The organism is Novosphingobium sp. JCM 18896 (genome assembly GCF_025938095.1).
GTDB lineage: Bacteria > Pseudomonadota > Alphaproteobacteria > Sphingomonadales > Sphingomonadaceae > Novosphingobium.
This window is the reverse complement of sequence record NZ_JAPCZF010000001.1, coordinates 402,706-424,690: the sequence shown is the minus strand read 5'-3', so window position 1 is coordinate 424,690 and position 21,985 is coordinate 402,706. Positions and strand designations below refer to the sequence as shown.

Sequence of the window (21,985 nt, the reverse complement as noted above, 5' to 3'; positions counted from 1 at the left end):
GCCTAGACCCACCGTCCACGGAGCGTCGCATAGAGCCCCCAGGCCGCGCCGATCGTCAGGCCAAAGGCAATGCGGGTCAGCCCCAGCGGAGCCTCCCAGTGCCAGGCGGCCATGGTCTGCGCGATCAGCGGCGCGATGAAGCCGATCCCGAAGATCAGCGGCATCACCGTGAACAGCTTCTTCAGTGCGACTTCCATAGTGTTAACATCACATAAACCATGGAGTCCGGCAAGCAAGGCCGACTTTGGTCGCATGCCAGCGCATTTTCCGTATTCGGAACAAACCGACGAGAACCGCGGCGAAACGCTTGCAAGTACCCTGACCACTCGATAGCCCTTGACAACTTGCGACCCCAAAGAAGGGCGCAATTGTTGGGAAACAGGATGAAGGGGGCCTACGTGGATCTCGTCACAATCGCTATAGTATTGGGATTGCTTGCCGTCTTGTACGGCTTCGTCACCAGTCGCCAGGTTCTAGGAAGCCCGGCCGGCAATGAGAAAATGCAAGAAATCGCCGCCGCCATTCAGGAAGGCGCGCAAGCCTACCTGAAGCGCCAGTACACGACGATCGCGATCGTCGGTGTGATCGTCGCTGCGATCATCGCCGGTACGCTCGGCGCCATCTCGGCCACGGGTTTCGTGATCGGCGCGATCCTTTCGGGCGTCGCCGGCTTCATCGGCATGAACATCTCGGTCCGCTCGAACGTCCGCACCGCGGCCGCCGCACAGAAGGGCCTGCAGGACGGCCTGACCCTGGCCTTCCGCGCGGGCGCGATCACCGGCATGCTCGTGGCGGGCCTCGCGCTCCTCGCGATCGCGGTGTTCTACTGGTACCTGACCGGCCCCGGCGGCTACACCGTCGGCGGTGAGGACCGCACCGTGGTCGATGGCCTCGTCGCCCTTGCCTTCGGCGCCTCGCTGATCTCGATCTTCGCGCGTCTCGGTGGCGGCATCTTCACCAAGGCCGCCGACGTCGGCGCCGACCTCGTCGGCAAGGTCGAGGCGGGCATTCCCGAGGACGATCCACGCAACCCCGCCGTGATCGCGGACAACGTCGGCGACAACGTCGGCGACTGCGCCGGCATGGCCGCCGACCTGTTCGAGACCTACGTCGTCACCGTCGGCGCCACCATGGTGCTGACAGCGCTGCTGCTCAAAGGCGCCGGCGACCTGCTGCCAGCGCTGATGGCGCTGCCGCTGCTGATCGGCGGCGTCTGCATCGTCACTTCGATCATCGGCACCTATTTCGTCCGCCTCGGTGGCGGCAAGAACATCATGGGCGCCATGTACAAGGGCTTCCTGGTCACCGCGGTCCTTTCGGTCCCGGCGATCTGGTGGGCGATCAGCCACGCGCTCGGTGGCATGGAGATCGCCATCGGTGAGGACGGCTTCACCGGCCGCTCGCTGTTCTACTGCTCGCTGCTCGGGCTGGTCATCACCGGCCTGATCATCTGGATCACCGAATACTACACGGGCACCAATTTCCGCCCGGTGCGCTCGATCGCCAAGTCGTCGGAAACCGGTCACGGCACCAACGTGATCCAGGGCCTGGCGATCTCGATGGAATCGACCGCCCTGCCGACCCTGGTGATCGTTACCGGCATCGTCATCGCCTTCAAGCTCGCCGGCCTCATGGGCATCGCCTATGGCGCCACCGCGATGCTGGCGCTGGCCGGCATGGTCGTCGCGCTCGATGCCTACGGTCCGGTCACCGACAACGCCGGCGGCATCGCCGAGATGGCGGGCCTCGATGACTCGGTGCGCGAGAAGACCGACGCGCTCGACGCCGTGGGCAACACCACCAAGGCCGTGACCAAGGGCTATGCGATCGGCTCGGCCGGCCTCGCCGCGCTCGTGCTGTTCGCCGCCTATACCACCGATCTCAAGGAGTTCTTCCCGACGCTCGAAGTCAGCTTCAGCCTCGAGAACCCCTATGTGATCGTCGGCCTGTTGCTCGGCGCGCTGCTGCCCTACCTGTTCGGCTCGATGGGCATGACCGCGGTCGGCCGTGCCGCGGGCGACGTGGTCAAGGACGTGCGCGATCAGTTCGCCAACAACAAGGGCATCATGGAAGGGACCTCGAAGCCCGACTATGCCCGCACGGTGGACCTCGTCACCCGTGCCGCGATCAAGGAAATGATCGTGCCCTCGCTGCTGCCGGTGCTGGCGCCGATCGTCGTCTACTTCGTCATCGAGGCGGTGGCCGGCCAGGCGGATGCTTTCGCCGCGCTCGGCGCCCTGCTGATGGGCGTGATCGTCGGCGGCCTGTTCGTCGCGCTCTCGATGACCTCGGGCGGCGGCGCCTGGGACAATGCCAAGAAGTACATCGAGGACGGCAACCACGGCGGCAAGGGCTCCGAAGCCCACAAGGCCGCGGTGACCGGCGACACGGTCGGCGATCCCTACAAGGACACTGCCGGCCCCGCCGTCAATCCGATGATCAAGATCACCAACATCGTCGCGCTGCTGCTTCTGGCAGCTCTGGCCAGCCACGCCGCCGGCTGACCGCGACCGAGACATAGAACCATGCCTCCGGCCGCCTGCGGCCCCCGGCATAGGTGATGGCGAACCCCGCTCGGAGCGATCCGGGCGGGGTTTTGCCTTGCCGGCTTCGTTAGCATTTCGTTGGCGTTCGCCTGTTACTTCCACGCTGGGAGCGCGCGAGCTTCCGTTTCGAGGATGAACCAGCGTGGCGAGCAAGGCCGGGTCCTTTCCCAAGCCTGCGGCGCGGCCCGAGGCCGCGGCTGCGCGCCGGCCCGAATTCGTGCTCGAAGCCCTGCCCTGGACGCAGCTCGCCACCGAGACGCTGGCCTGGGACGCGCTTGCGGTCTGCGCTTCGGAGCCCAATCCCTTCTTCGAATCCTGGTACCTGTTGCCCGCGCTCGCCGCCTTCGATCCGCACGGCGAGGTCGAGATCCTGCGTTTCGAGGCCGACGGCGAACTGGCCGGGATCCTGCCCTTGGGCCGGCCGCGGCGCTATTACGGCAAGCCGCTGCCCCATCTGGCGAGTTGGCTCCACGCCAACTGCTTCCTCGGCGCGCCGCTGGTCGCTGCCGGGCTCGAGACCCATTTCTGGCGCGCGCTGCTGGCCTGGGCCGATCGCAACGCCGGGCTCGGCCTGTTCCTGCACCTCGCGCACATGCCGCTTGCCGGCGCGCTGCACGCGGCGCTGGTCGACGTCCTGGCCGAACAGCGCCGCCCCGCCCACCTCGTCCACCGCGAGGAACGCGCGCTACTCAGCAGCCACGAGACGCCCGAGGCATATTTCGAGGCGACGCTGTCGGGCAAGAAGCGCAAGGAACTGCGCCGCCAGTTCGCGCGGCTGTCCGAACTCGGCGAGGTCACGCTCGAACGCCGCGACGACGGCGAGGGTCTCGACCAGTGGGTCGAGCAGTTCCTCGCGCTCGAACAGGCGGGCTGGAAGGGCCTCGCCGGTTCGGCGCTCGCGGCCCAGCCCGGCACGGCTCAGTTGTTCCGCGACAGTCTGCCCAGAGGGGCCGCGCGCGGCCGGCTCGAACGCCTGACCCTGTCGCTCGACGGCGCGCCGATCGCGATGCTCGCGACTTTCCTGACCCCGCCGGGCGCCTTCTCGTTCAAGACGGCCTTCGACGAACGCTATGCGCGCTACTCGCCGGGCGTCCTGCTCCAGCGCGAGAACCTGGCGATCCTGGACCGCACCGACATCGCCTGGAGCGATAGCTGCGCTGCCGCCGACCATCCGATGATCGACCACATCTGGCGCGAGCGCCGCGCGATCGGCCGCTATTCGATCGCGATCGGCGGCCGCACGCGCCGCGCGGCCTTCGCGCTCATCGCGCGGGCCGAAATGGGCCGCAACCCGACCGGGCTGACGGACTGAGCCATTTCATCCACCGCGGTCCACAGGTTCCGTCACAGCTTATCCAGCACTAGCCCACAGACTTATCCACAGGCCGCCAGCACCACTGGCTCAGTGCAGGTGCTTCAGCTTGTCGGGGTTCCGCATGACGTAGATCGCCACGATCTTGCCGTCCTCGATCTCGAAGGCCGTGGTCTGGAGCTCGCCATCGGCCTCGCGCGTGACGAAGCCCGGCAAGCCGTTGACGAAACCCACGCGCACCAGGCGTGACGGGTACTTGCGATACATGACCGCCAGCCCGCGGTGCAGCCGCAGCAGCTGCCGCGCGCCCTGGATCAGGCGCATCGCCGCCGGGCGCTTGCCGCCGCCGTCCGAGTGGCTGCTGACGTCGGTCGCCAGCATGGCGCCAAGCGCGGTCATGTCGCCGCTGCGGGTGGCGGCGAAGAAGGCCTCGGCGATTTCCAGCCCGCGCTGCTTCTCCACCTGGAAGCGCGGCCGCGCTTCGCGGACATGCGCGCGGGCGCGACTGGCGAGTTGGCGGCAGGCCGCGGGATCGCGATCGACCGTCACCGCGATCTCGTCGAAGCTCTGGCCGAAGACATCGTGGAGCAGGAAGGCGGCGCGTTCGAGCGGCGACAGCCGTTCCAGCGCCAGCATCAGCGGCAGGGTGACATCCTCGACGTCTTCCTCCTCGACGATCGGATCGGGCAGCCAGGGACCGATGTAGGTCTCGCGGCGGTGGCGCGCCGACTTGAGCTGGTCGAGGCAGAGCCGCGTCACCGTGCGGCGCAGGAAGGCCTCGGGCTCGCGCACCGCGGCGCGGTCCGCCCCCATCCAGCGGATGAAGGCCTCCTGCACCGCATCCTCGGCGTCGGCGACCGAGCCGAGCATGCGATAGGCGACGCGGACGAGCTTGGGCCGCAGGGGGTCGAAGCTGACCGCGGGATCGTCCGCGCCGACCGACATCACGCCGCCGCCAGCTTCTTGGTCGCGGGCGTCTCGATCCGCAGGCCGAAGGCCGTGGCGATGCGGTTCCAGCCGTTGATCACGTTGATCAGCAAGGTCAGCTTCACGCATTCCTCCTCGGTGAAGTGCTCGGCGAGCGCATCCCAGGCGGCGTCATGGGTGTGCCCTTGCGCCAGCTTCGTCAAGGCGTCGGTCCAGGCCAGAGCCGCGCGTTCGCGCGGGGTGAAGACCGGCGCTTCGTGCCAGGCGGCGACGAGATAGAGCCGCTGCTCGCTCTCGCCCGCCATGCGCGCGTCGGCCGTGTGCATGTTGATGCAGTTGGCGCAGCCATTGAGGATCGAAGAGCGCAGCTTCACCAGTTCGACGAGGCTGTGTTCGAGGCTGGTGTTGACGGCATCCGAAACCGCCATCCACGGCTTCATGATCTCGGGCGCGGCGGTGTAGGGATTGAGCTTGGCGGTCATGGTCGGATGTCCTTCGCTACGGGTTGTGCCGACATGACGAGGCGGCCGCGCCGCGTGTGACATGGGGATCAAAAAAATCCTCCCCGGCACGGGGAGGGGGACCGCGACGCGTAGCGGCGTGGTGGAGGGGGCTCTCGGCTAACACTGCCTTCACCGGACAGCCCCCTCCACCAGCCTTCGGCTGGTCCCCCTCCCCGTACCGGGGAGGATTACGCTTACCCCTTGCCCCCGTGCGCACGATTGCGCAGGAAGGCGGCCATGCTTCTCCCGCACCGCAAAGCCGCCGCCTGATGCACGACGCCGAAGCTTCGCTGTTGCAGGACGGCTTCCTGCTGCTCGGGTTCGCGCTCGTCTTCGTGCTGCTATTCCGCCGGCTGGGCCTGGGTGCGACCCTGGGCTTCCTCGTCGCGGGCATCCTCGTCGGGCCGCAGGTGCTCGACATGGTCGGCGACGCCGAGAGCAAGCTGGGTATCGCCGAACTCGGCATCACCCTGCTGCTCTTCGTCGTCGGGCTCGAACTGAACCCCTCGCGGCTGTGGCGGATGAAGCGCGACATCCTCGGGCTCGGCCTGCTCCAGGTCACGCTCTGCGGCCTGGCGATCGCCGGGGTGATCCTCGCCGTCGGCTTCTCGTGGGAGGCCGCTGTGGCGCTGGGCCTGCCGCTGGCCTTGTCCTCGACCGCGCAGGTATTGCCGCTGCTGCGGAGCTCGGGGCGCATGCGCACGCCCTTCGGCGAACGCGCCTTCGCGATCCTGCTGTTCCAGGACCTGTCGATCATCCCGCTGATCACGATCATCGCGGCGATGAGCCGCAATCCGGCCGACATGGGCGGGCCGCCGGGCTGGCTGCTGACCGTCTATTCGTTCGCCGCGGTCGCCGGACTGATCACCGCCGGGCGCTTCCTGATCCGCCCGATGTTCCGCCTGATCGGCAACATGGGCGAGCGCGAGATGTTCGTCTTCGCCGCACTGTTCACCGTCATCGCCTCTGCCGCGCTGATGGAGGCGCTGGGCCTGTCGACCGCGCTCGGCGCCTTCGTCGCTGGCGTCATGCTCGCGGACTCGCCCTATCGCCACGAGCTAGAGGCCGACGTCGAGCCGTTCCGCTCGATCCTGCTCGGCCTGTTCTTCCTGACCGTGGGCATGATGCTCAACCTCCATGCGATCGCCGAACGCCCGGCCTTCGTCATCGCCATGGCCCTGGCGCTGATCGCGGTGAAGGCGCTGGTCATCTTCGCGATCGGCCTGGCCTTCCGCATGAGCTGGCGCGCGGCGCTCGCGCTTGGCGTGCTGCTGAGCCAGGGCGGCGAATTCGGCTTCGTGCTCTTCGCCCAGGCGCAGAAGGCCTATCTGATCGCCCCCGACGCCGCGAGCCTGTTCGGCGCGATCGTCACCCTGTCGATGGCGACGACCCCGTTCCTGATGGCCGCGACCAAGCGCTTCCGCGAGGCCCCGGTCGAGCGCGACGAGGAGCGCGAAGGCCCCGCGGCCGACGGCGCCAACGCGATCGTCGTCGGCTATGGCCGCTTCGGCCAGACCGTCGCGCAGATGCTGATGGCCAGCAACATCCCGGTAACCCTGATCGACACCGACATCGAAATGATCGACATCGCCGGCGGCTTCGGCGCCAAGGTCTATTTCGGCGACGGCACGAGGCTCGACCTGCTGCGCCAGGCGGGTGCCGACGAGGCCGAACTGATCCTGTTCTGCCTCGACGGCGACCAGCTCAGCGCCGAGATGGTCGAGGCCGTGCACAAGGCCTTCCCGCGCGCGGCGATCTACATTCGCGGCTTCGATCGCCGCTCGGCCGTGCGCCTGGGCAACACGCCGGCCGCCGCCGTGGTCCGCGAAGTGCTCGAATCCGCGATGAAGATGTCGCGGCTCGCGCTCGAAGGGCTCGACGTCAGCCCCGAGGACATCGACCGTGCCGAGGACATGTACCGCGCGCGCGACAAGGAACGCCTGGCCAAGCAGATCGAGACCGGCGACCTGCGCGCCGCGCGCGATCGTATCATCACCCGCCCCGAAGGTCGCGACCCCTGAATTCCGCCGATCCCGGCCAATTGCAATAAAGTGTTTCCGGGCCGCATCTTAGCCCGAAAAACAGCGGTTGTTTAACCGTTCGACCTATAGGCCGAAGCCTCTCGGGGCTTATCAGGGATGCCCCGCCGGGAATACGGGTGGCGGCAGTGATAAAGCGACGGTTGATCCTCGCGATATTTCATATCTGCAAGCTGGCGGGCCTTTTCGCGCTGGCGCGTCACCTCACGCGCTTCGATCTGCGCATCCTCTGCTACCACGGCTTCGTGCTCGACGACGAGGACCGGTTCCGCGGCTCGCTATTCGTCGGACGCGACTTCTTCGACCGGCGCATGCGCTATCTGAGGGACCACGGCTATACCGTCCTGCCGCTCGGCGAGGCGGTCGATCGGCTTGCAAGCGGCAAACTGCCGCGCGATCCCGTGACGATCACGATCGACGACGGCTTCCACAGCGTCCACGCCGTCGCGCGCGAGGTGCTGAGCCGTTACGACTTTCCCTCGACGCTCTACCTGACCTCCTACTATTTCGAGAAGGCGACCCCGATCTTCCAACTCGCGGTCGACTACATGTGCTGGAAGTCGCCGAAGCACGAGGTCGATCTGTCGCGGCTCGGCGTGCCGGCGCTCGCCCAGGCCACGGCACTGCCCCTCACCCCCGAGAACCGCGTCGCGGCCAGCGCGCAGATCTTCGCGCACGGCACGGCGGCCCTCGACGAGGACGGGCGCGTGGCGCTGTCGCAGCGGCTCGGCGAAGCCCTCGGCGTTGACTACGCGCGCATCCGCGACCGCCGCCTGTTCAACCTGATCTCGCCCGAGGAAGCGCGCGAGCTCGAAGCCGCGGGCATGGCGATCGAGCTCCACACCCACCGCCACCAGTTCCCCGAATGCCCGGTCGCCGCGGCGGGCGAACTGCGCGACAATCGCGCGGCGATCGCGCCCGTGCTCGGCCGCGCGCTCGATCACTTCTGCTATCCGAGCGGCGAGTGGCACCACACCCATCGACCGGTGCTCGAAGACGCAGAAATCCGCAGCGCTACCACCTGCCAGCCGGGGCTCGCGCGCAAGGGCGCGAACCTGCTCGCCCTGCCCCGCCTGCTCGACGACAACCGCGTCTCGCAGATCGAGTTCGAGGCAGAAGTCAGCGGCTTCACCGACCTGCTGCGCCGCTTCCGCGGCAAGACCAGAATGCCCTGGATGAGCCCGCCGTCCTATGTCGAATGGGTCGGCGTCGCGCCCGAGATGCTGATGATCGCCTGATCCCTAGCCGCCCGAGCCTTAGCCGTTGGGGTGATAGAAATCGTAGATCGTCTGCGCCACCGCGGCGCTGACGCCGGGCGCGCGCTGCAGGTCCTGGAGGCTCGCCGCGCGCACCTTCCCCGCCGTGCCGAAATGCAGCAGCAGCGCGCGCTTGCGCGCCGGGCCGATGCCGGGGATCTCGTCGAGCGGTGACGCGGTGATCGCACGGCTGCGCTTGGCGCGGTGCGCGCCGATCGCGAAGCGGTGCGCCTCGTCGCGCAGCCGCTGCAGGTAGAACAGCACCGGCGAATTGACCGGCAGCATCTTCTCGCGGCCGTCGGGGAAGTGGAACACCTCGCGCCCCTCGCGCCCGTGGTGCGGCCCCTTGGCGATCGAGATCAGCGGCAGGTCCTCGACCCCGAGTTCCTCGATCACCTCGCGCACCGCCGACATCTGCCCCTTGCCGCCGTCGATCAGCACGAGATCGGGCCAGGTGCCGCTCTGGCGGTCGGGATCCTCGGTCATGGCCTTGCCGAAGCGGCGCGCCATGACCTCGCGCATCATGCCGAAGTCGTCGTTGGTCTGCGCGGTCTTGATGTTGAACTTGCGGTACTGGCCGTTGAGGAAGCCCTCGGGCCCCGCGACCACCATCGCGCCGAGCGCGTGGGTACCCTGGATATGGCTGTTGTCGTAGATCTCGATCCGTTGCGGCACTTCGGGCAGCTCGAAGAAGTCGGCCACCTCGCGCATGATCTTGGCCTTGGTGCCGCTCTCGGCGAGCCGCCGGTCGAGCGCTTCGACCGCATTGCGCGTCGCCTGCTGGATCAGCCGCTTGCGATCGCCGCGCTGCGGCACCGAGATCTCGACCTTGCCACCCGCCGCCTCGCGGAAGGCCTCGGCGACGAGCTCGGCCTCGGGCAGCGCCCGATCGATCAGGATCGTCCGCGCCGGCGGCACCTCCTCGTAGAACTGCGCGAGGAACGCGGTCAGCACGTCCTCCTCGGACAGCCCCTCGGTATGCGTCGGGAAGAAGGCGCGGTGCCCCCAGTTCTGGCCGCCGCGGATGAAGAAGGCCTGGACCGCGACCTGTCCGCCCTTGCAGGCCATGGCGAAGATGTCGGCGTTCTGCAGCCCTTCGGCGTTGATCGCCTGGCTGCCCTGGATGAAGGTCGCGGCGCGCAGCCGGTCGCGCAGCATGGCCGCGCGCTCGAAATCGAGCGCCTCGGCCGCCTCGGCCATCTGCGCCTCGATCTTCTTCTGCACGGCCTGGTTCTTGCCGCCGAGGAAGTCCTTGGCCTCGCTGACGAGCTCGGCATAGCCGGCCTCGTCGATCCGGCCGACACAGGGCGCCGAGCAGCGCTTGATCTGGTAGAGCAGGCAGGGGCGATCGCGCCGGCTGAAGAAGCTGTCGGTGCAGCTGCGCAGCAGGAACAGCTTCTGCAGCGCGTTGATCGTCGTGTTGACCGAACCGGCGCTGGCGAAGGGCCCGTAATAGTTGCCCGCGGCCTTGCGCGCGCCGCGGTGCTTGGTGATCCGCGGGAAGGCGTGATCGGCGCGCAGCAGGATGAAGGGGAAGCTCTTGTCGTCGCGCAAGAGCACATTGTAGGCAGGCCGGAAGCGCTTGATCAGCTGCGCCTCGAGCAGCAGCGCCTCGGCTTCCGAATTGGTCGTGACGATCGTCATCGACCGTGTCTGACTGACCATGCGCTTCAGGCGCAGCGGCAGCCGATCGACCTGGGTGTAATTGGCCACGCGATTGCGCAGCACGCGCGCCTTGCCGACGTAGAGCACTTCGCCACGCGCGTCCTGCATGCGATAGACCCCGGGCCGCGCCGGCAGGGTCCGCACGGTCTCGCGGATCGCCGCGACGCCAGCGTCGATGTCGGGCTGGTCCGAGCCGCGCACGGTGTAGGTCGCGCGATCCTCGTTGAAGCGTTCGGCGCCTCGGGGGTCGTGGGGAGTTCCGGCGGGGGTACGGGCCATGCAGGCCAGATAGGGCGTTCGGGCGAGCTTGGGGAGAGGCGCCCGCGCCTCGTCCACGATTCAGGCCGGGAGCGAAACCGGCTGCCCTGCCCGCGCCACCCCAAAAGAAAGAGCCCGGTGGTCATGGCGGCCACCGAGCTCGAGTGCCGGGAAGGGACCGGCTTGATTGTCCTGTCGATGTTCTGCTTCCGGCGGGAGCGCGGGAACTAGTCGCGCTCTGATCGCGGAGATGATGAGCCCGACGGACATGGCTAGGGCGCCGGGCTCTTCATGTTTCGCGGGGAAGGGACCCGCGGCAGTCGATCAATCGGTTATGTAGTCGTTAAGGTATTCGGTCTCGTCGGTGCTCTTAGCGGAGCAGCGAGAGGACGCCCTGGGCCGACTGGTTGGCCTGCGAGAGCATGGCCGTCGAAGCCTGGCTGACGATCTGGGCCTTGGCGAGCGCGGTCGTTTCGGCCGAGTAGTCGGCGTCCTCGATGCGGCTGCGGGCGTCGGACAGGTTCGTCACGTTGTTGGTCAGGTTGTTGACCGCCGATTCCAGGCGGCTCTGGCTGGCACCCAGCGAAGCGCGGGTGGTGTTGATCGAAGCGAGCGCCGAGTCGACGTTGCCGATCGTCGTGCCAGCAGCCGAAGCGCTCGAAACGTCGAGAGCGGTCGCGTTGACCTTGGTGCCGTCGATGCCCTTGATGTTCAGAGCGATCGTGTTCGTCGAGTCCGAACCGGCCTGGATGGTCACCGAGACCGAACCGGTCGAGGTCTTGTCGAACAGCGTCACGCCGTTGAACTTGGTGTTGGTCAGGATGTCGTCGATCTGCGAGGTCAGTTCGGTGACTTCGGCCTGCAGGTTGGTGCGGTCCGACGACTGGTAGGTGCCCGACTTCGACTGGATCGACAGTTCACGAACGCGCTGCAGCATGTTGGTGACTTCGTTCAGCGCGCCGTCGGCGGTCTGAGCGAGGGCGATGCCGTCGTTGGCGTTGCGGATGGCCTGCGTCATGCCGCGGACCTGCGAGGTCATGGTCGTGGCGATCGCGAGACCGGCCGCGTCGTCCTTGGCGCTGTTGATGCGCTTGCCGGTCGACAGACGCTCCATCGCGTTGCCCAGAGCCTTGGCGGCCGAGTTACCGGCGTTAGCCGCTTTCATCGCGCCAATGTTGGTGTTAATAACAGCCATGCGAAATTCCCGTGTGTAGACCCGAAGGTGCCGACCGAGAAAGTTCGATGCGGCTGCCGAATACTAGAGCGGCAGCCGGAAGCGGAAATTAAGTGCCGGTTGGCTTGCCGGAGCGGCAAAGCGTTGCCGTCCGCTCGGCCCGTCGAACTTCTTCCGGCGAGGCCTTGAGGCTCCACCGAAAGAATCTCCGGAGTTCAGAACATCTTGCGAAAATCGATGCCGACGACGCGCCCCTTGGGATCGCGATAGTCGAGCTGATAGCTGAGCGGCACCGCGCCCGTCTGGTCGGTCACCCGCTGACGCGAATCGAACATATTGTCGACCGTGAGCGACAGACGCGTGCCCTTGAGGAAGGGCACGTCCTCGATCAGTTTCTTGCGCTGATCGAAGTTCACGAAGGCGCGCAGATTCAGCTTGAACACGCTGCCGAAGCGCAGGTCCGAGCTGCCCGGCGCCCCGGTGGCGCGGACCGTGACCGGCGACGACCAGTCGCCGTTGGCGCGCAGGCCGAAGCCCTTGTGGAACAGGCCGCCCTCCAGCTCGATACCATGGCGCGCGACGCCGCCAGCGGTCAGCGCCGATCCGTCGAGCAGGTCGAGCACCGGACCGCCCGGCGCGACGAGCACCGTATTGGTCAGCTCGACCTTGTGGAACAGCGACAGGTTCCAGCGGCCCTGGCCGTTGCCGGGCTGCGCGCCCGGTCCGCCGGGGCCGAAGCCGCGACCACCGCCGCCGGGTCCGCGCCCCATGCCGCCTCCCCCCATACCACCTGGCCGAGCACCACCGGGCGCCCCAGCCCCAGGACCGCGCGGTCCGCAGGGGCCCATCATGCCCATCATGCCCTGGCGCCCCTGCGGTTGCGGCTTGCCGATCGTGCCAGAGATGTTGAAGCCCCAGCGGATCCGCGAGCTCTTGACCTCGCTGAAGGTCACCGGCCGACGATCGATCGCGACGAGCTGCCCGGCCCCATCGCGCACCACGCGGCCCGGGAAGGCCGCCTCGATCGCGGGGGTGAGCAGCGGGAAATCCTGGGTGACGTCGGTCGAACGGTTGCGGAAATATTCGACGATCAGGTTGGAGTTCTTGAGGAACGGCAGCTGCCAGTTGCCCGAGAACTTCCAGTCGCGCTGCTTCTCGCGCACGAGATCGGGATTACCGCCGGTGAGGACCGTCACCAGCGCGGTCTCGCCGCGCGTGAAGTCGTAGACGACGACGTTCGACGACAGCACCGTCGGGCTGCCGAGCTGGCTCAGCGACGGCGCGGCCTCGTCTACCAGGTAGCTCGCCTGGAAGTTCAGCTTCTCGGTCGGCGCCCAGGTCAGCCCGGCGCTCCAGTCCTTGAGCGTGCCGAAGTCCGACAGGTGGCTGAGGCCCAGGCTCAGGTTCAGCGACAAGTCGCCAACCGCGCCGAGCACGCCGTTCTTGCGGCTGGTCAGCGGCACGCCGAGGTTCAGGCCGGTCGAGGCATTGCTGCGATCGAAGCTGGTGTCGCGCGCAGTGCGGGTGTCGTTGCTGTCGGTGCGCGTATAGGAGAAGCCGCCCTTGACCGTCAGCGAGGCCTCGCCCGCGGGCAGGCGGAACGGCGTGCCCGACAGCGTGGCCAGCGAGGTCAGGCTATAGTCCTGCGAACGCGCGCGATCGGTCTGGCCCGGGGCGACCGTGGGCAGCGGCCCGTCGATCGCGAGATTGCCCGCCAGCGCGGCACTGACCAAGGGCGAGAGCGCGGCGGCGCTGCGCGGCTGGTCGATCGTCGAACGCGTATCGGTATAGCCGCCGTCGGCGGTCGCGGTGAGGTTGAAGCCACCGAGCGGCTTGTTGAACACCAGCCCGCTCTGGAACGCCGTCGCGTGTGAGCGGCGCTCGAGCGCGTCGGGCAGGCTGCGCAGTTCGGCCGCGCCGCCAGGCCCGACGAGCTCGATCGTGTCGAGCCCGTTGAGCGAGCGGCTGTCGGTCCGCGTCAGCGCGCCGTTGATCGTGAAGGCCGAGGCTTTCGGCCCCTCACCGAAGGCCGTGGACCAGGTGCCGTTGAGACCGTATTTGCGGCTGGCGCCGACCAGCGAGCGGAACGCCGCGGGATCGGGATCGCCGGCCACCGTCGGCAGGTTGCCCGAGGTCTGGATCACGTCGCGCTCGGCCTCGGTCAGCATCGTCGTATCGTTGATCCGGCCGTGCAGGTGGAAGCGCTTCTGCCCGGCGATCACTGCCGTACCGGCCTCGAGCTCGCTGTCGGCGGTGCCGCCGTGGGTCGACGGCTCGTATTCGACCGCCACGGTCTTGCTGGCGAAATTGTCCTTGAGGATGAAATTCACCACGCGCTGGTTGGCCGGATAGCCATAGCGCAGCGCCACTTCCTCGGGCAGGATTTCCATGCGCCGGATCGCTTCGGGCGGCAGGTCCTGGATCTCGCGGAAGCCCGAGATGCGGCGGCCGTTGAGCAGGACCACCGGGCCGCCCGAACCACGACCGCGGCCCGAGCCGGTCTGCGGGCTCAACTGATCGAGCAGTTCGCTGAGCGAGGCCGAACCGTAGGACGAGATATCCGCCTCGTCGAGCACGAGCAACGGCGCCTGCGGCGCTTCGACCTGGCCCTTGATGCGCGTCGCCACGACGAGGATCTCGTCGCCGATCGCGCGGATTTCCTCGCCGGTCTCGGAATCGATCAGGACTTCGTCGTCGGGGGCATCGGCCGGCGCGGATTCGACCGGCGACGCATCCTGTGCCCAGGCGGGCGCAGCCAGAACGACAAGCGGGACAAGTACCAAGGGACGCAAACGAAATCCTCCACCCTGAAAGTCGGTCAGGTCCCTCTCCGGCTCCGGCAAATGCTCGACACCGACCTGCGGCACAAGCCGGCGCCGGGTATCAAATTGTCACGCTGCCGATACACTCGCGCGTAATAGATTTGGGCTGAAGGCGAGATGACCGCCAAAGGCTTTCCTTTTGGCGCGCCCGGAGCTATGGCGCGCCGCATTATCCAGACATAAGAAGTGGAAACCGATCGCCGATGGCGAAAGAAGAACTCCTCGAAATGCGTGGCCAAGTGGTCGAACTGCTGCCCAACGCCATGTTCCGGGTCCGGCTCGAAAACGATCACGAGATCCTCGGCCACACCGCGGGCAAGATGCGCAAGAACCGTATTCGCGTGCTGGTGGGCGACGAAGTGCTCGTCGAACTTACCCCTTACGACCTGACCAAGGGCCGTATCACCTATCGCTTCATGCCCGGCCGCGGCGGCCCCGGTTCCTATTGATTTCTGATCGGATCGCGCGGGCATGAGCGCTTTGCAGCTCGTCCTCGCGTCCGCCAGTCCGCGCCGCCGCGAGCTGATCGCGCGCCTGGGTATCGCACCCGCGCGGATCGCCGCCGCCGACATCGACGAAACCCCGCACAAGGCCGAAGTCCCGCGCGACTATGCGCGGCGCATGGCGCGCGAGAAGGCACTTGCCGCCGCGAGCGACAGCGAACACGTCCTCGCCGGCGACACCGTCGTCGCGCTCGGCCGGCGAATCCTGCCCAAGGCCGAGGACGAGGCAACCGCGCGCCGCTGCCTCGAACTCATGTCGGGCCGCCGCCACCGCGTGCTCTCGGCCGTGGCCCTGCGCGCGCCCGACGGCACCTTGCGCGAACGCCTGTCCGAGACGGTGGTGCGCTTCAAGACGCTCTCGCGCGAAGAGATCGACGGCTACATCGCCGGCGGCGAATGGCACGGCAAGGCCGGCGGCTACGCCATCCAGGGCGCCGCCGAAGGCCTGATCGCCTGGATCGAGGGCAGCCATTCGGGCGTCGTCGGCCTGCCGCTCTACGAGACACGCGCGCTGCTCAAGGCCGCGGGCTTCGCAATTGCCTAGGAATGCCGGGCCCGAATGGCTGATCGAGGAAGGGATCGGCGAGCACCGCGCGATCCTGACCGAGAACGGCGCGATCAGGGCCGCGCGCATCGACTGGCCCGGTCCGCTCGCGGCCGGACAGGTCGAGGATGCCGTGCTGATCGCGCGCACGGCGGGCGCCAAGCGCGGCCTGCTGCGCTTCGCCAGCGGCGAGGAAGCGCTGGTCGACCAGCTTCCGCGTGAGGCCAGCGAGGGCGCACCGCTGCGCGCGGTGATCACCCGCGCCGCAATCGCCGAGACCGGCCGCCTCAAGCGCGCGCAGGCACGCCCGACCACGCAGCCGCCCCGCCCCGCCCCGACGCTCGCCGAGCGGCTCCGCAGCGAGGGCGAGACCGCACGCGTTGTCCGACGCTTCGAAGCCGACCTGTCCGCGGACTGGGACGCGCTGTTCGCCGAGGCCTGGAGCGGCGAGATCGCCTTCGCCGGTGGCAGCCTGACGATCAGCCCGACCCCGGCGATGACCCTGATCGACGTCGACGGCACCCTGCCCCTGCACGCGCTGGCGCTCGCGGCGATTCCTGCGGTGGCGGATGCGATACGCCGCTTCGACCTGGCCGGCTCGATCGGCATCGATTTCCCGACCCTGTCCGACAAGGCCGATCGCCGCGCGGTCGACGAGGGCCTGGCCACGGCGCTCGCCGACTGGCGGCACGAGCGCACCGCGATCAACGGCTTCGGCTTCGTCCAGCTCGTCGCCCGGCTCGAACGGCCATCGCTGCTCCATCGCCTCGCGCGCGACCGTACCGGCGCCGCCGCACGCCTGCTGCTGCGCCGGGCCGAAAGGATCGACGGCGCCGGCGCGCTGCTCGTCGCGGCGCATCCGGGGGTGCTCGCCGCGGTCCGCCCAGACTGGCGCGACAACCTCGCGCGGCGCAGCGGCAAACAAATCCGGTGGCAGCCCGAACCCGCGCTTGCGCTCGACGGCGGCTATGCCCAACTGGTGGACCTATGACCCGTCCGCCCAAGAAATGCCCGATCTGCGGCAAGCCGCGCGTCGAGGCGCATGCGCCGTTCTGCTCGCCCCGCTGCCGCGACCGCGACCTCGTGAAATGGCTCGACGACGGCTACGCCCTGCCCGGCCCGCCGGCCGAAATCGACGAGGACGGACTCCCCGGTAGAGAACTTTCGCAGGACGATTGATTAGCCCTTGCCAAGCCGTCACGGCTTCGCCATAGGCGCGCTTCCAATCGCTCGCCGGTCCTCTTGGACCCGCCGCAGCAGCGATGCCCGGGTAGCTCAGTTGGTAGAGCACATGACTGAAAATCATGGTGTCGGCGGTTCGATTCCGTCCCCGGGCACCACCGCCTTTGAATTCGACATTTGAACGTTTCTGCGAAAAGCCGGAGCGAACAAGCAGTCGGATTAAAGAGCTGGATGCGGGCGCGGTGTGTTTCTGCACAAGGCGCCAAGGGCGTCCGCGACAATTAGTCGTGGTATCCGAACAGATGGGTTTGCTGTGACCGCCGCGAAGGCGAGGATGACGGATATTGGAATGAAGCGCTCGCGTTTCGAACGGCCGCTATGTCGGCGAGAGCCAACCTTTTGACGCCGTCCTATGCCGAGGTTACGGACGACGGTATGATCGCCTTGCTCTCCCCCGCCAAAACCCTCGATTTCGAGCGTGCGCTTCCGCCGCTGACCGCCACGAAACCTCATTTTGTCGAGGAAGCGAGCGGCCTTGCCAAATCAGCCGCCAACCTTTCGCAAAAACGTTTGAGCGATCTGATGCATATCTCCCCGCGCCTCGCCAAGCTCAACGCGGAACGCTTCCGGGACTTCGCTCACCTGCCGGAGCGGCCAGCGCTTTTCGCGTTTGCCGGCGATGTCTACACGGGCTTTGAAGCCCACACGCTCGATGAAGCCGGTGTCGCCTTCGCGCAGGATCACGTGCGGATGCTGTCGGGCCTCTACGGCCTGTTGCGCCCGCTGGATGCGATCCGGCCCTATCGCCTGGAAATGGGCACGCGCTGGGCTCCGCGCCGCAAGAGCCTGACCGACTGGTGGGGCGATCGCATCGCCGATCTGCTGCGTGACCAAGTGGCCGAAGAGGGATCGGGCGTGGTGCTCAATCTTGCGAGCCAGGAATACTTCGCGGCGGTGAAAGGCAAGCTGGCAGGCCTGCGCATTGTCGAGGTCGACTTCCGCGAACCCGGACCCGACGGCCCGCGCTTCGTCAGCTTCAGCGCCAAGCGCGCGCGGGGCATGATGGCGCGCTGGCTGTGCGAGCACCACGTCACCGACATCGACGCCATGCGCGGCTTCGATAGCGACGGCTACAGCTTCGATGCCGAGGCAAGCGACACCGACCACTGGCGGTTCACGCGCTCGTGACCGGTTCCACCAAGAACGCGGCCGTGGTCGTCGGCGCGTCGGGCGGTATCGGTGCGGCGTTCGAAGCCGCCCTGATAGACGAAGGGGTCTTCGATGTCGTGCATGGCTTCGCGAGATCGCGGACCGGAGCACAACATCTCGATCTGGAGGACGAGGCCAGCATCGCCGCCGCCGCCGCGCATGTGGCCAAGGGACCGCCGCCGACCCTGGTGATCGTCGCGACCGGTCTGCTCCATGCGGGAGATCGCGGTCCCGAAAAGGCGCTGCGGGAGCTCGACCCGTCGTGGTTGGCGAAAGTTCATGCCGTCAACGCGATCGGCCCGGCGCTGGTCGCCAAGCATTTCCTGCCGGTCATGCCGAAAAGCGGCAGAACCGTCTTTGCGGCGCTGTCGGCTCGGGTCGGCTCGATCTCCGACAACCGGCTCGGCGGGTGGCATGGCTACAGGGCATCGAAGGCCGCCTTGAACATGCTGGTACGGAACCTGGCGATCGAGGAGGCCCGCCGCAATGCGCGGGCGATCATCGTCGCACTTCATCCCGGCACGGTCGACACCGCTCTGTCCCGGCCCTTCCAGGGGAATGTCCAGCCCGGACGACTGTTCGATCCCGAACGCGCAGCGCTGCAACTTCTCGACGTCATCGAAGAATTGAAGCCGTCCGACAGCGGCAACCTGTTCGACTTCGAGGGCAAGGAAATTGCGTTCTGACGGAGCGGCCGAGAAGGCTGGTCACGGCTACCGGGATCCCTGCCGAGCCCTCTGACTTGCGGCCTTGAACCGACGCAGTTCTCACATTGCCGAACTGGGTAAGGCAACGGCGGCTTTGGTCGGTAAAATCCCCTCGCCACGTCGGTAGCGAGGGGAGATCGCTATCGGTCAAGGACGCTGAGCGCCCTCGGAACAAGCTTCTACTCGAGAAAAGCACGCATGGCGCGCGACCGGCTCGGGTGCTTGAGCTTGCGCAGCGCCTTGGCCTCGATCTGGCGGATACGCTCGCGGGTCACCGAGAACTGCTGGCCGACTTCCTCGAGCGTGTGATCGGTGTTCATGCCGATGCCGAACCGCATGCGCAGCACGCGCTCTTCGCGCGGGGTCAGCGACGCCAGGACACGGGTGACCATCTCCTTGAGGTTCGAATGGATCGCCGCGTCGACCGGGATGACCGCATTCGCATCCTGAATGAACTGACCGAGATTGCTGTCCTCCTCGTCGCCCACCGGCGTTTCGAGGCTGATCGGTTCCTTGGCGATCTTCAGAACCCGCTGGACCTTCTCGACGGGCATCGACAGACGCTCGGCCATTTCCTCGGGCGTGGGCTCACGGCCCTCTTCATGAAGGAACTTGCGGCTCGTGCGGACCAGCTTGTTGACGGTCTCGATCATGTGGACCGGGATGCGGATCGTGCGCGCCTGGTCGGCGATCGAGCGGGTGATCGCCTGACGGATCCACCAGGTCGCATAGGTCGAGAACTTGTAGCCGCGGCGGTACTGGAACTTGTCGACCGCCTTCATCAGGCCGATGTTGCCCTCCTGGATGAGGTCCAGGAACTGCAGGCCGCGGTTGGTGTACTTCTTGGCGATCGAGATCACGAGGCGGAGATTGGCCTCGACCATCTCCTTCTTGGCGATGCGCGCCTCGCGTTCGCCCTTCTGCACCATGTTGACGATGCGGCGGAACTCGGGAAGCGACATGCCCGTGGCCGAAGCGATGTCCGACACTTCCGAGCGGATGCGCTCGACCGGATCGGCTTCGTTATCGGCGAAGGCGGCCCACTTCTTGTCCTTCTTGGACATGTCCTGGAGCCAGTTGTCTTCGAGTTCGCGCCCGATGTAGCTTTCGAGGAAGTCCTTGCGGTCGACCTTGTGGCGTTCGGCGAGACGCAGCATCTGGCCTCCGAGCGTGGTCAGGCGCCGGTTGAAGGCATAGAGATTGTCGACCAGGAACTCGATCTTGCTCGCGTGGAACTGCACCGATTCGACCTGCGCGGTCAGGTCTTCGCGCAGCTGCTGATACTGCTTTTCCTTGGCCGCGGGGAAATCGTTGCCCATGCCCATCGCGTCGAGACGGTCGTTCTGGATCTTCTCGAACTTGCGGAACAGGTCGGTGATCGAGGCGAACTTCTCGAGCGCTTCGGGCTTGAGCTGCGCTTCCATCTGCGCGAGGCTGAGGATGTTGTCTTCCTCCTCTTCCTCGACCGGGCGGCGGGCGCGGCGTTCGACGCCGTCCTCATCCTCGTCGGCGGTGTGCTCTTCCTCGGGTTCTTCCTCTTCCTTGTAGGACGGGCCGGCCGTGGCTTCGGAAATCTCGCCGTCGTCCTCGCCGTCTTCCGAGAGGTTCTCGGGCTTGGGCTCCTTCGAGAGCATCGCGTCGAGATCGAGGATCTCGCGCAGCTGCATCTCGCCGTTGTTGAGCGCCTCGGACCACTGGATGATCGCGTGGAAGGTGATCGGGCTCTCGCAGAGACCCAGGATCATCATGTCGCGACCACACTCGATGCGCTTGGCAATGGCGGCCTCACCCTCGCGGCTGAGCATCTCGGCCGCGCCCATTTCCTGCAGGTACATGCGCACGGGGTCATCGGAGCGGCCAGCATTCTCGGCCTTCTTGCTGCCGGCACGCGGAGCGGCCACCTGGCCGTCTAGCTCGTCACGCTCCTGCTCGTCGTCGTCTTCGGGCTCGCCCTCGCTCGACGGATCGGCATCGGGATCGGTGTCATCGTCACTATCGACGATGTTGATCCCCATCTCGGAAATCGCGGCCATCACGTCTTCGATCTGGTCGGTCGACATCTGATCGCGGGGTAGAGCCGCATCGAGCTCTTTGGCCGATATGACACCGCGACTCTTCGCACGCGCGATCAGCTGCTGAATCGAGCCCTTGTCGAGATCGATGACCGGTACATCCTCGTCTGCACCGTAACCGTTGCTATTCATAAGTCCGCTATTTTCCTGGAAACGTGCCGTATGGCGGCTGGGCCGCCACGACAAAAACGCGATTTCGGCGGCCCCTTGCCCGACCAAGCTCGTAAACGCCAGCAATCTATGACGGTAAAGCCATTTCTGCCGGAAGTGCGGCGGCGTGGATCCCGCGAGCGACGTTCGGCGAGTGGATGTCGGACCAGAGCGTGGCGCTTACGATTGTTCGGTGAAATTCAAGGCCTACCGCCCCGTCTGCCTCAGCCTCGATCTCGTCCTGCAAACCTCAGGAAGTCTGCCGTCCGAAAACCGTCGAGAAATTGCTGATCGGGCTCCGCGGCCGACACATGCTGATCGAGCGCCCCTTTTAGCAGCGCGATGCTATCGGCTGAATTCGCCGCGATCTGCCGAGCAAGGTCCTGGCAACGCGCCGCGACGTCGTCATCGAGCAGATCGACCAGGCCGATGCGCGCCGCCTCCTGGGCATCGATGGTTTCAGCGCTGTACAGCAGACGGGCGGCCTGGCCGGGCCCCACCAGCCGAGCGAGGCGGCGAATGTCACCGCTCGGATAGGAGATTCCGAATTTCGCAGGCGGGATCGAGAATGTCGCGCGCGGACCGGCTACCCGGATATCGCAAGCCATGGCGATCGCAACGCCGGCGCCATGGCAGGGGCCGGCTATGGCGGCGACCGTGACCATCGGCCCTGCCCCAAGCTGCTGCATCACCCGCTGCATGACCATCGCGAAAGGAGCGGCATTCTCCGGCCTTTCGCTCAAGGCTTCGACTTCGACGAGATCCGAACCCGCAGAGAAGACCTGCGGGTCCGAGGACTCGACAATCAGTGCTTGAACCCCAGCCTTCGAGATCGCCTCGAGCATGTCGGACAGCTCTGCCCAGTCCGCCATCCGCAGCGCATTGCGCTTGCTTGACCGACAGAACGTGAGATGGCCGACCTTGCCCGACTGCCTCCATCGCACCGCGTGATCCATAACTCCTCGGCTCCCAGTCGACTTCAGTGCGTCTATCGCAACGTGGCGGGCGATACCCAGACGGTGATGGGTGGTCCAGCGACCACTCGAGCTAGGCAAATGCCGATGGTTGCCGGCTGCACGCATGATGAATGACCGAGCGCTGCCAGGGAGCCAATGG

General features: G+C 66.9%; 18 protein-coding genes and 1 tRNA gene. 11 read left to right on the top strand and 8 right to left on the bottom strand.

Annotated elements, in window-relative coordinates:
- Positions 1-2: 2 nt before the first annotated feature.
- Complete coding sequence (locus OLX23_RS01960) at positions 3-197, bottom strand: hypothetical protein (RefSeq protein WP_264442597.1); 195 nt, start codon at positions 195-197, stop codon at positions 3-5.
- A 201-nt stretch (positions 198-398) separates the two neighbouring features.
- Here OLX23_RS01960 and OLX23_RS01955 point away from each other — a divergent pair, with 201 nt between their 5' ends.
- Both OLX23_RS01955 and OLX23_RS01950 read left to right on the top strand, forming a co-directional pair.
- Positions 399-2,504, top strand: a complete 2,106-nt coding sequence (locus tag OLX23_RS01955; protein WP_264443707.1) for a sodium-translocating pyrophosphatase — start codon at positions 399-401, stop codon at positions 2,502-2,504.
- Positions 2,505-2,688: 184 nt separating this feature from the next.
- Positions 2,689-3,858, top strand: coding sequence for a GNAT family N-acetyltransferase (locus tag OLX23_RS01950; protein ID WP_264442596.1), 1,170 nt, complete (start codon positions 2,689-2,691; stop codon positions 3,856-3,858).
- Between the two features lie 90 nt (positions 3,859-3,948).
- On the opposite strand, the gene OLX23_RS01945 is transcribed toward OLX23_RS01950, so the two are convergent.
- A complete protein-coding gene (locus OLX23_RS01945) occupies positions 3,949-4,803 on the bottom strand; it encodes a sigma-70 family RNA polymerase sigma factor (RefSeq protein ID WP_264442594.1) in 855 nt (284 codons plus the stop codon).
- Complete coding sequence (locus tag OLX23_RS01940) at positions 4,803-5,267, bottom strand: carboxymuconolactone decarboxylase family protein (RefSeq protein WP_264442591.1); 465 nt, start codon at positions 5,265-5,267, stop codon at positions 4,803-4,805. The genes OLX23_RS01945 and OLX23_RS01940 overlap by 1 nt, the downstream gene beginning before the upstream one ends.
- A gap of 290 nt (positions 5,268-5,557) precedes the next feature.
- Between OLX23_RS01940 and OLX23_RS01935 the strand changes: the two genes are divergently transcribed.
- Both OLX23_RS01935 and OLX23_RS01930 read left to right on the top strand, forming a co-directional pair.
- Entirely contained in the window at positions 5,558-7,309 is a 1,752-nt protein-coding gene (locus OLX23_RS01935; RefSeq protein ID WP_264442589.1) for a cation:proton antiporter, read from the top strand.
- A 137-nt stretch (positions 7,310-7,446) separates the two neighbouring features.
- The gene (locus tag OLX23_RS01930) at positions 7,447-8,565 is read left to right on the top strand and encodes a polysaccharide deacetylase family protein (RefSeq protein WP_264442587.1); all 1,119 of its coding nucleotides are present in this window, start codon (positions 7,447-7,449) and stop codon (positions 8,563-8,565) included.
- An 18-nt stretch (positions 8,566-8,583) separates the two neighbouring features.
- On the opposite strand, the gene uvrC is transcribed toward OLX23_RS01930, so the two are convergent.
- The 3 genes from uvrC to OLX23_RS01915 form a co-directional block, all read right to left on the bottom strand.
- Complete coding sequence (gene uvrC, locus OLX23_RS01925; RefSeq protein ID WP_264442585.1) at positions 8,584-10,527, bottom strand: excinuclease ABC subunit UvrC; 1,944 nt, start codon at positions 10,525-10,527, stop codon at positions 8,584-8,586.
- 349 nt (positions 10,528-10,876) lie between these two features.
- Complete coding sequence (locus OLX23_RS01920; RefSeq protein WP_264442584.1) at positions 10,877-11,701, bottom strand: flagellin; 825 nt, start codon at positions 11,699-11,701, stop codon at positions 10,877-10,879.
- A 194-nt stretch (positions 11,702-11,895) separates the two neighbouring features.
- The gene (locus OLX23_RS01915) at positions 11,896-14,472 is read right to left on the bottom strand and encodes a TonB-dependent receptor (RefSeq protein ID WP_264442583.1); all 2,577 of its coding nucleotides are present in this window, start codon (positions 14,470-14,472) and stop codon (positions 11,896-11,898) included.
- A 233-nt stretch (positions 14,473-14,705) separates the two neighbouring features.
- Here OLX23_RS01915 and infA point away from each other — a divergent pair, with 233 nt between their 5' ends.
- The 7 genes from infA (at position 14,706) to OLX23_RS01880 (ending at position 18,626) form a co-directional block, all read left to right on the top strand.
- On the top strand, positions 14,706-14,951 hold the full coding sequence (gene infA / locus OLX23_RS01910; protein ID WP_168605162.1) for a translation initiation factor IF-1: 246 nt from the start codon (positions 14,706-14,708) through the stop codon (positions 14,949-14,951).
- A 22-nt stretch (positions 14,952-14,973) separates the two neighbouring features.
- Positions 14,974-15,549, top strand: a complete 576-nt coding sequence (locus OLX23_RS01905) for a Maf family protein (protein ID WP_264442581.1) — start codon at positions 14,974-14,976, stop codon at positions 15,547-15,549.
- Positions 15,542-16,540, top strand: a complete 999-nt coding sequence (locus OLX23_RS01900) for a ribonuclease (RefSeq protein WP_264442579.1) — start codon at positions 15,542-15,544, stop codon at positions 16,538-16,540. The genes OLX23_RS01905 and OLX23_RS01900 overlap by 8 nt, the downstream gene beginning before the upstream one ends.
- Complete coding sequence (yacG, locus tag OLX23_RS01895; protein ID WP_264442578.1) at positions 16,537-16,728, top strand: DNA gyrase inhibitor YacG; 192 nt, start codon at positions 16,537-16,539, stop codon at positions 16,726-16,728. The genes OLX23_RS01900 and yacG overlap by 4 nt, the downstream gene beginning before the upstream one ends.
- Before the next feature lie 85 nt (positions 16,729-16,813).
- Positions 16,814-16,889: transfer RNA gene (locus OLX23_RS01890), tRNA-Phe, on the top strand.
- 277 nt (positions 16,890-17,166) lie between these two features.
- Positions 17,167-17,919, top strand: a complete 753-nt coding sequence (yaaA, locus tag OLX23_RS01885; RefSeq protein ID WP_264442575.1) for a peroxide stress protein YaaA — start codon at positions 17,167-17,169, stop codon at positions 17,917-17,919.
- Entirely contained in the window at positions 17,916-18,626 is a 711-nt protein-coding gene (locus tag OLX23_RS01880; RefSeq protein ID WP_264442573.1) for an SDR family NAD(P)-dependent oxidoreductase, read from the top strand. Before yaaA ends, OLX23_RS01880 begins: the two co-directional genes overlap by 4 nt.
- Positions 18,627-18,826: 200 nt before the next feature.
- On the opposite strand, the gene rpoD is transcribed toward OLX23_RS01880, so the two are convergent.
- Complete coding sequence (rpoD, locus tag OLX23_RS01875) at positions 18,827-20,851, bottom strand: RNA polymerase sigma factor RpoD (protein WP_264442572.1); 2,025 nt, start codon at positions 20,849-20,851, stop codon at positions 18,827-18,829.
- A 242-nt stretch (positions 20,852-21,093) separates the two neighbouring features.
- Positions 21,094-21,825: an enoyl-CoA hydratase/isomerase family protein gene (locus tag OLX23_RS01870; protein ID WP_264442570.1), complete on the bottom strand. Its 732-nt coding sequence runs from the start codon at positions 21,823-21,825 to the stop codon at positions 21,094-21,096.
- Positions 21,826-21,985: the final 160 nt, after the last annotated feature.